Genomic DNA, 8856 nt, shown 5'->3' on the forward strand with positions numbered 1-8856 from the left:
TCTCCCGCCTCATCTCCTGGACAGCGACACCGGTCAATTTACCCGCCACCTGAGGTGCGGTACGGCAAGGCGCGGAGGGCGGTGCCGTGCACTCGCCCCCCGCGCCTTCGCGCGGTCAGCGGCTCGCGCGGATGGCGTCGGCGACGACGCCGCGAACCTCGTTGCCTGCCTTGCGGATCGCGAAGGAAGCGATGATCTCCATCACGCCGACGACGATCAGCCAGAAGCCGACCACCAGGGTCAGCGTGCCCAGCGAGGCGATCGGGTAGGCCAGCACGATCACGCCGGCGATCAGGGTGATGATGCCCAGGGCGATCTGCCAGCCCCGGCCGGGAGTGTCGTGGTCGCTGATGGCACTTGCGGCCTCGGCGACGCCGCGGAAGATGAAGCCGATGCCGACCCAGATGGCGAGAAGCCAGATGGCGTCGTTGAGGTGGCGGAAGGCCAGAACGGCCAGCACCAGCGATGCCGCGCCGCTGATGAACAGCAGCGCCCGGCCGCCGCCGGAGATGTGCAGGGTGAAGGCGTGGAAGACCTGCGCGATGCCGGTGACCAGCAGGTAGATGCCGAACAGGACGGCCGCGGTCACGATCGTCGGTCCCGGCCAGCGCAGCACCATCGCGCCGAGGATCACAGACAGGATGCCGGTGATCAGCACCGACTTCCACAGGTGCGGAAACAGGGTTCCGCGCGAAGTACCAGTGGTACCAGAGTTGATTGTCATGGTGTCAAGTCTGTCACACGGGTGGGTTCATTGTGGCGTGCCGCCTCAACGCCTCGCCGCCGGGCATTTCGCGGGCCGGCCTGCGGCCCACCAGATACCAGGTGCGCATCACGCCCTTGCCCTTGATGTCGATCTCGCCGCGCTCCTCGAAATCGAAGGCGTACCGAAGGCGCTCGTAGACGTTGTGCGCCACCTGGATCCGGCCGACGACGTCGGTGGACTCCATCCGGGAGGCGACGTTGACGGCGTCGCCCCAGACGTCGTAGAAGAACCGGCGGGCACCGACGACGCCGGCCACCACCGGCCCGCAGGCGATGCCCATCCGCATCGGCACCGGCCTGCCCTGCGGGTCGCGCAACCCGGCGACCGCCGCGCACAGGTCCAGGGCCAGATCCGCGATCGCCTCGACGTGGTCGGGACGGGCGGTGGGCACACCGCTGACCACCATGTAGGCGTCGCCGGTGGTCTTGATCTTCTCCAGCCCGTGCCGGTCCACCAGGCGGTCGAAGGTGGTGTACAGCCGGTCCAGGAACCGCACCAGCTCGGTCGGCGAGATCTGACTGGACTGTTCGGTGTAGCCGGCGATGTCGGCGAACAGGATCGAGGCGTCGTCGTAGCGGTCGGCGATGGTCCCGTGCCCCGGGTCCTTGAGTTTCGCGGCCACCGTGGCGGGCAGGATGTTGGCCAGCAGCGCTTCGGAGCGGCTGTACTCCACCTCCATCGCGGCTTCGGCGCGCGACACCTCCCGCATGGCGTACCAGACGGTGGCGAAGATCAGCAGGCAGGCGCCGGTCGTGGCGAGGACGAACGCGGGTCCAGCGCCCAGCGGGGCTGGATGCCGGTGTCCTGCGGGGCGGTGAACTGCAGGTACACCACCAGGCCCGCGCCCACCGCCACCACCGTGCCGGCCAGCGCGAGATGCTCGATGCCCAGCACCAGCACCGCCAGTGACGCCGACACCAGGTAGTAGAACTGGACCCCCGAGTCGGTGCCGATCTGAGTGCCCACGAAGGTCAGCGACGCGTAGGACACGATCACGAAAACCAAAGCGGCGGGGACGTTTCCCAGCCGGCTCAGCAGCGGGATGGCCAGGAACACCGCGGCCAGGGCCAGGTTGATCAGGCCGATGTAGAGCACCCGGTCTCCGGTGAGGGTCTGCAGCACACCCAGGGTCGCGGTCAGCGCGGCGGCGATCCAGGCCGCGACGTTGAGCACCCGCTGCGGGCGGCCGGCCGACTCGGCCCAGTGCTGGTTGCGAGCGGGCGGACGGCGTTGCAGCCGTTCGCAGTCCGAGTGCCACAGCCGGCCTTCCGGGAGCAGTCGTCTGCGCTCGGAACCCACTGGGCCAGCGTATCCCCGTCTGACTCGGGCGGCGAAACGCCCGAGAAACGCCCGAAAATCCCGCCGGATCGCGGCACACTGGGCGGGTCATCCCGGCTGGACCTCGACAGGAGGATTGTGGCGGACACCAACCTTGACGGGACCGAGAGCGTTCTGGAGAAGGTCGAAGAACTCGTCGACGACGTGCTGGGCGCCGACATCATCCCGGTCGAACCGGAGGATCCCTGGGAGCGCCGGCAACGCATCCTGGACTCCTGGACGGCGATCATCCTGGCCATCGCCGCGGTGGCCACCACCTGGGCGTCGTTCCAGGCCAGCCAGTGGTCCAACGCGCAGTCCGATGCGCAGTCGGCTTCGGCGATCCAGCGCAGCGACGCCAACCGGGCGGCCTCGGAGGCCACCAGCCAGTCCGTCGTCGACTCCCAGATGTGGATCTCCTGGGTGGACGCGGTGGCCGCCAAGGACAGACTTCGGTCGAACTTCCTGCGGGAACGTTTCTCACCCGCCCTGGACAAGGCGCAGAAGGAGTGGCTGACCGGGGTCACGGTGGACGGCGAGGGCAACCCCTCCCGGGTGCCCGACGGCACACCGCTGGACCTGGCCGGTTACGTCGTCCCGGCCCAGTTGCAGGCCGACGAACTGTCCAACAAGGCCGAGGAGAGCCTGGCCGCGGCCGACGAGGCCAGCAACACCAGCACCCGGTATGTGATGCTCGCGGTGCTGTTCGCGCTGGTGTTGTTCTTCGCCAGTGTGGCCACCAAATTCACCTCGCCCAAGGTCCAGGTGGCGCTGATCCTCACCGGCCTGGTGCTGTTGGTCACCACGTGTGTGCGGATGTTCATGCTGCCGCAGATGCTGATGTGATGCACGAACGTGTGATGCACGAACGCGAGGTGGCCGACTGTGTGGACATATCCGCTCCGCCGGCCCGGGTCTGGGAGGTGGTCAGCGACATCACCGTGATGCCGCCGCTCAGCGCCGAACTGGTCGACGTCCGGTGGGCGGACGGCTTCACCGGTCCGGCGCTGGGAGCACGGTTCGTCGGCACGAACCGCAACCCGGACATCGGCGAATGGAGGACGGTGTCCCAGATCGTCGCATTCGACCCGCCGAAGGTATTCGGCTGGGCGGTCGGCGATCCGGAAAACCCCGCGGCGACATGGCGATTCGAGCTTGCAGCGATTCCGGCCGGGACCCGGCTGAGCTACGCCGCCCGGATCGGCCCCGGGCCGTCGGGGGTCACGATGCTGATCGCGCGGACGCCGGACCGCGCCCGGCAGATCGTGGAAGGGCGGGCGGCGCAGTTCCGGAAGGCGGTGGCGGCGACCCTGGCCGGTGTCCGTGAGCTCGCCGAGACCGGCTGATCCCCCACCGGCGGGGAGCCGATCGGGGGAGGACGTCACACCGGCACCGGCTGGTGGGCGATGAGCCCGCGAGACGAGTTGCAACGGATCGCCGCCGACGTCTTCGGCTGGCCGCGGTTGAGGCCCGCCCAGTTGCAGGCCATGGAGGCGGTGCTGGCCGGCCGCGACGTGCTGGCGGTGATGGCAACCGGGTCGGGCAAGTCGGCGATCTACCAGGTGCCCGGTGTTCTGATGGCGGGGGCGACGCTGGTGATCTCCCCGCTGATCGCCCTGCAGCACGACCAGATCCACGGACTGGCCGCCAAGGACGCCCCGGACGCGATCGCGATCAACTCCCTGCTCGGGGCCGACGAGACCGAACGGGCCTGGCAGGCGTTGCGGGACCGGGTCGCCGAGTATGTGTTCCTCGCGCCCGAGCAACTGAGCAACGAGGAGGTGGTGGCCGCGCTGGCCGACGCCGGCATCTCGCTGATCGTGGTCGACGAGGCGCACTGCGTCTCGTCCTGGGGTCACGACTTCCGGCCGGACTATCTGCGCCTCGGCGACGCCGTCGCCCGTCTCGGGCATCCCACCGTGGTGGCGCTGACGGCCACCGCCTCCCCGCCGGTGCGACGCGAGATCATCGAGCAGTTGGGTCTGCGCGATCCGCTGGTGGTCGCCAGCGGGTTCGACCGGCCGAACATCCGGCTGGAGGTCTCCTTCCACGTCGCCGACGCCGACAAGCGGGAGGCGGTGCTGACCGCGGCGTCGGCCGCCGGACGGCCGACGTTGCTCTACACCGCCACCCGCAAGGACGCCGAAACCTATGCCGCCGAACTTGTTTCGGACGGCGTGCGGGCGGTTGCCTACCATGCCGGGTTGTCCCGGTCCGAACGCGATCAGGTGCACCGCGACTTCCGGTCCGGGGCGGTGGACGTGGTGGCGGCGACGTCGGCGTTCGGCATGGGCATCGACAAGGCCGACGTGCGGGCGGTGATCCACGCCTCGGTGCCGGACTCGGTGGACAACTACTACCAGCAGATCGGGCGGGCCGGCCGGGACGGCGAACCGGCTGTGGCGCAACTCTTCTACCGGCCCCAGGACTTGGGCCTGGCACGGTTCTTCACCACCCAGAGGCCGGACGAGGCGCTGCTGGCGACGGTGTACTCGGTGTTGCTGGACGCCGGCGCCCATCAGAGCCTCGATGCGTTGGCGGGGGGCATCGACGTGCCCGTCCGGCGGCTCACCAACGCGCTGAACATCCTCGAAGAGGCCGGGCTGGTGAGGAGTTCCCGCAAGGGATTCCGGGCGTCGAGAACGGTGAGCCTCGACGACGCGGCCCAACTGGGCGTGGAGGTGGTGGAACGCAAGGAGCGCATCGACCGCACCCGGGTGGAGATGATGCGCGGATACGCCGAAACCCGGGACTGCAGAAGGCAATTCCTACTCAGCTACTTCGGGGAGACGCTGGCTGAGCCGTGCGGGAACTGCGATCGCTGCGATGAGGTGTCGGGGTCCGTTGAGGGGCCGACGGGGGAGTGGCCCGCCGAAACACCGGTGCGGCACCGGAAGTGGGGCCGCGGGGTGGTGATGAGCGCCGACGGAGACCGCATCACCGTGTTGTTCGACGACTACGGTTACCGCACCCTGGCGTTGCAGGCGATAGCCGAGTCGGGGGTGCTGCGGCGGCTGTGACAGCCGACCGCCTGCGGGGGCCGGCGCCGCGAGGCCTCAGCCGGCGTGGCGCGCGCCCGCGGACCTGGCGCCGCCGCGCGCCGCCGCACGGGTCGCTTTGTCGTTGCCGGAGTCGGCGCTACCGGCGGCAGCCCTGCTCCGCTTGGGCTCCGGGGTTTCGGGCGCGACGTCGGCGGGAGCGGCAACCGGGTCCGCCGCCCCGACGGGAACCGCATCGACCGGCCCGGCCGTCGCGGCCGCGGGGGCCGCGCTCGCCACTGCCGGCGCCGGCGGTGTCACCAGCATCGCGTCGCCGAGAGCCTGGCCCAGGCCGATCACCGAGCCGATGGCGCCGACCGGCCAGCCCGGGTCGTTGAAGGTGATGAACGTCGACTCGACGTCGGTGGCCAGCGCGTCGAAGGCAAGTCCGCCGCTGAAGGGATTCAGGTCCGAGTTGGGGACGGTCGGCGGCTCGTAGGCGATCGGAACGACGTTGAGCAGGCCGCCCATGTTGAACCCGACCCTCTTGACCTCGGGGGGCAGCGTGTAGCCCGCCGACTTCACCACTCCGGTCAGATCAAGGAACCCGCCGCCGTTGAGCGCGGCGTTGGTGGTGTTCGCGGGGATGTTGATCAGTTCGTTGAGCGCGGCGGCGACGTCACCCTGCTGAAAGTACTCGCCGATGGCGGTGAAGCTTCTGGTCAGCGAGATCAGCGGGGAGATCGCCGGGCCGAGCAGGCCGATCAGTTCGCCGCTGACCGGAGTCGCGGTGAACTCGAGCAGCGGCTGGAGATCCGGGCTGATCCGCGTGCCCGCGAACCTGGTCAGCGGCTCCAGGTCACCACTGCCCTGGATCATGGTTTGCAGCAGCGCGTAGACCGTCAGCTGGCTGATCGGCAGGCCGGCGATGTCAGTGACCAGCGCGTCGGAGATGTTGATCGGAGTCGGGTCGTAGGGGGCGGTGAAGAAGGTCTTGGCGTTGCCCCACACCTGGCTTGCGATCAGCGCGATGTCCGGCAGTTCCTGCAGGTAGGTGAGCTGGTTCCGGGCGATCGTGGTCAGAATCGGGAGCGGCTGCTGCAGGTAGAGGGCGGCCAGGCCGGTGACGTTGTCCCAGGTGCTCTTGATGGTGTCGACCCAGGGGGTGATCGGGTCGATCGCCGCGGCGAGGTTTACGGCCATGGCGCTGACGACGGCGTGTTCGGAAGCGAGTGCCCGGTGGCCGGCCACCGGTTGGACCGGGGACAGGGCGACGGCGCTCACGCCGAGTGCCGCGATACCCGTGGTGAGATACGAACGCGCCGACAGTTCCATGTGCGGGCAGTCCCTTCATGTGGACAAGCTCAGGGGGCGTAGCTTAACCCGCCTCCGGGCGAACTGTGCAACGGTTGCCGGCGACGCGGGTCGCGTCCGTCTGTCAGTAGTGGTACCTGGCCTTGAGAATCCTGACCAAGTTCCGCGATCGTCGCAGTGTGACCGGTCCCCGCTGACTCGTCGGCCCTGTCCCGGGCCACGGCCTCCATGAGCCGGCGCGCATTCGCGGGCCGATCGCAACAGATAGACCGTTTCCTGCCAGGAGTCGTAGTCGTCGGCCGACCTGAGTACCGCAACCCCGGCCTTCGAGGCGGATAGCGCTAGTCGCGCTAGCGTGAATGGCAAATTCGATTGCCGCCGTGATACGGTTCGGCCATGTCCAGCGAGACAGTCAGCAGCACGGAGGCCAAAAATCAGCTCAACCGCCTCTTGGGGGATGTCAAGGCCGGCAACTCTTTCATCATCACCAGCCACGGCGAGCCGGTGGCGCAGCTGATACCGATCGCGGCGGTGCCGCGCCGTTTCGGCCAATTGCCAAACATGTTGGTGCCCAGAGATTTCGACGACGCGTTGCCCGAAGACGAACTCGTGCCGTGGGAACGCGACGCCGGGTGAATGTTCTCCTTGATACCCACACGCTGCTCTGGCTCGTCAGCGATCCCACTCAAGTTGCTGCTTCGGCGCTCGCTGTGCTGGCCGCCCCCGAGACAACTTTGTGGGTAACCGCCGCCTCGGCCTGGGAGATCGCGATCAAGACCCGACTCGGACGCCTGGATGGCGAACCGCTGTTATCCGCGTGGGCCGACATCCTCGCCCACATGAAAGCCTCGGAGCTGTCCATCGAATCGGGTGACGCCATCCTGGCCGGCAGGCTCCTCTGGGAAAACAAGGACCCGTTCGATCGCGCTATCGTCGCGCAAGCGCTTCGCCGCAACCTGACCGTCGCGACTCGCGACACAAGAATCACCGGCGCAGCGATGACGCCGATTCTGTCGGTCTAACGGGTCAGGCGTCGAATCCGAACAACATCCGGACAGCGCGGCGCAGATACGGAATCGGCCACCTCCCGGGGGAGGCGGCCGATTCCGTCGTGATGCGGTTGCGCTACACCACCACGCCGTCGGCGCCCTGGGTGCCGGCCGTGCCGCCGGTGCCCGCCGCGCCGCCGGCCCCGCCGGCACCGGCCGTGCCGCCCGGCACTGCGTTGCCACCGTCACCGCCGTCACCGCCGTTGCCGGCCGATTCGCCGCCGTTGCCGCCGGCACCGCCGGCACCACCGGCGTAGCTGGACGCCTGCGCATCGCCGCCGTCACCGCCGTTGCCACCGTTGCCGCCCGCACCGGCGCCGCCGATCGCGGTGTCGATGACCGTCACGTTGTTGCTCCCGGGGTTCGCGGTGTAGGCACGGGTGCCGTCAGGGCTGATCGCCATGGCGATCGGCTGGGCGCCAACCGTCAACGTGTACGCCGGATTCGACGGGCTGGACAGATCGATGACGCTAACCGTGTCGTCGTACTCGTTGGAGACGAAACCGCGGGTGCCGTCGGGAGTGACCGTGATCGCGGAGAGGTCCGCGCCGGCGGCATAGTTACCGACGAGCGAGTAGTCACCCGCGTTGAGAACCCTGACTGTGCCGCCATACTGGGCGATCCAGACCTTGTCACCGCCGAACGCCACCGCCCACGGAACCTCGTTCAGGTTTTGGATCGTCTGGGTGACGTTGTTAGTCGAGGCGTTGAGGACCGTCATGTTGAAGCTGTTGGTGTTGACGATCCAGACCTTGCCACCGCCGACAGCTATACGTCCCGGGTTGCTGCCCACTCCCACGGTGGCGATCACCTGGTTGGTGCCGGCGTCGATCACCGATACGGTGTTCGCTGCCGGGTTGCTCACATAGACGCGGGTGCTGTCGGGGCTGACCGCGATTCCTCCGTAGCTAGTGCCCTGGGTGCCGACCGCCACCGTGGTGATGAGAAGGCCGCCGGAGTCGATTACGTACACCTTGTTTTCGGCCTGGCTCACGACATAGACACGGGTGCCGTCGGGGCTGGCAGCGATCCCCCTTGTCGTCGGGCCCACTGCAACGGACCACTGCGGTGTGCCGTCGGCGCCGCTTGCGTACACCCGCCCGGCGGTCTGCGACTGGTACACCCCGTTAGGCCCGGCGGCGACACCGTAGGCGACGCTGCCGTCAATCGGAGTGATGGTGTCGACGACCGACGGGGCACCCGCGGCGCCGCCGCCCCCTCCCGCCGCACCGTTGCCGCCGAGACCGCCGGCCCCGCCGTCACCCATCGCCGATCCACCGGCGCCGCCGTTGCCGCCGGTGCCGCCATTGCCGCCTTCTGCGCCAGCGCCCCCGGCACCTCCGTCGCCGCCGTTTCCGTAGGAGCCGCCGGCACCTCCGCGCTGGGTGAACGGTAGGCCGTCGCCGTAGTTCGAGCGGTATTGGATGAGTTC

8 protein-coding genes and 2 pseudogenes are annotated in these 8856 nt (G+C 68.8%); 5 read left to right on the top strand and 5 right to left on the bottom strand.

What is annotated here, in order from left to right; genetic code table 11:
• Positions 1-115: 115 nt before the first annotated feature.
• Together ADBZ5U_RS02260 and ADBZ5U_RS02265 are read right to left on the bottom strand one after the other, a co-directional pair.
• Entirely contained in the window at positions 116-724 is a 609-nt protein-coding gene (locus ADBZ5U_RS02260; protein WP_526261924.1) for an HdeD family acid-resistance protein, read from the bottom strand.
• Between the two features lie 13 nt (positions 725-737).
• Positions 738-2044, bottom strand: a pseudogene (locus ADBZ5U_RS02265) (adenylate/guanylate cyclase domain-containing protein).
• Positions 2045-2182: 138 nt separating this feature from the next.
• On the opposite strand from ADBZ5U_RS02265, the gene ADBZ5U_RS02270 reads away from it, so the two are divergent.
• From ADBZ5U_RS02270 to ADBZ5U_RS02280, 3 genes are read left to right on the top strand one after another with little or no spacing between them, the layout of a single operon-like run.
• The gene (locus ADBZ5U_RS02270) at positions 2183-2929 is read left to right on the top strand and encodes a hypothetical protein (protein ID WP_526261926.1); all 747 of its coding nucleotides are present in this window, start codon (positions 2183-2185) and stop codon (positions 2927-2929) included.
• Positions 2929-3429, top strand: a complete 501-nt coding sequence (locus tag ADBZ5U_RS02275; RefSeq protein ID WP_526261928.1) for an SRPBCC family protein — start codon at positions 2929-2931, stop codon at positions 3427-3429. Before ADBZ5U_RS02270 ends, ADBZ5U_RS02275 begins: the two co-directional genes overlap by 1 nt.
• 60 nt (positions 3430-3489) lie before the next feature.
• Positions 3490-5103, top strand: a complete 1614-nt coding sequence (locus ADBZ5U_RS02280; RefSeq protein WP_526261930.1) for a RecQ family ATP-dependent DNA helicase — start codon at positions 3490-3492, stop codon at positions 5101-5103.
• Positions 5104-5139: 36 nt separating this feature from the next.
• On the opposite strand, the gene ADBZ5U_RS02285 is transcribed toward ADBZ5U_RS02280, so the two are convergent.
• Together ADBZ5U_RS02285 and ADBZ5U_RS02290 are read right to left on the bottom strand one after the other, a co-directional pair.
• Entirely contained in the window at positions 5140-6396 is a 1257-nt protein-coding gene (locus ADBZ5U_RS02285) for a hypothetical protein (protein WP_526261932.1), read from the bottom strand.
• Positions 6397-6533: 137 nt separating this feature from the next.
• Positions 6534-6741 (bottom strand): annotated as a pseudogene (locus tag ADBZ5U_RS02290) (type II toxin-antitoxin system Phd/YefM family antitoxin); the annotation flags it as partial.
• 30 nt (positions 6742-6771) lie between these two features.
• Between ADBZ5U_RS02290 and ADBZ5U_RS02295 the strand changes: the two are divergent.
• Positions 6772-7011, top strand: a complete 240-nt coding sequence (locus ADBZ5U_RS02295; RefSeq protein ID WP_526261934.1) for a type II toxin-antitoxin system Phd/YefM family antitoxin — start codon at positions 6772-6774, stop codon at positions 7009-7011.
• Entirely contained in the window at positions 7008-7397 is a 390-nt protein-coding gene (locus ADBZ5U_RS02300) for a type II toxin-antitoxin system VapC family toxin (protein WP_526261936.1), read from the top strand. Before ADBZ5U_RS02295 ends, ADBZ5U_RS02300 begins: the two co-directional genes overlap by 4 nt.
• 103 nt (positions 7398-7500) lie before the next feature.
• Here ADBZ5U_RS02300 and ADBZ5U_RS02305 read toward each other — a convergent pair.
• The coding region (locus ADBZ5U_RS02305; protein ID WP_526261938.1) for a beta-propeller fold lactonase family protein at positions 7501-8856 on the bottom strand (1356 nt) is incomplete at its 5' end.

Source organism: Mycobacterium sp., assembly GCF_040398885.1.
GTDB lineage: Bacteria > Actinomycetota > Actinomycetes > Mycobacteriales > Mycobacteriaceae > Mycobacterium.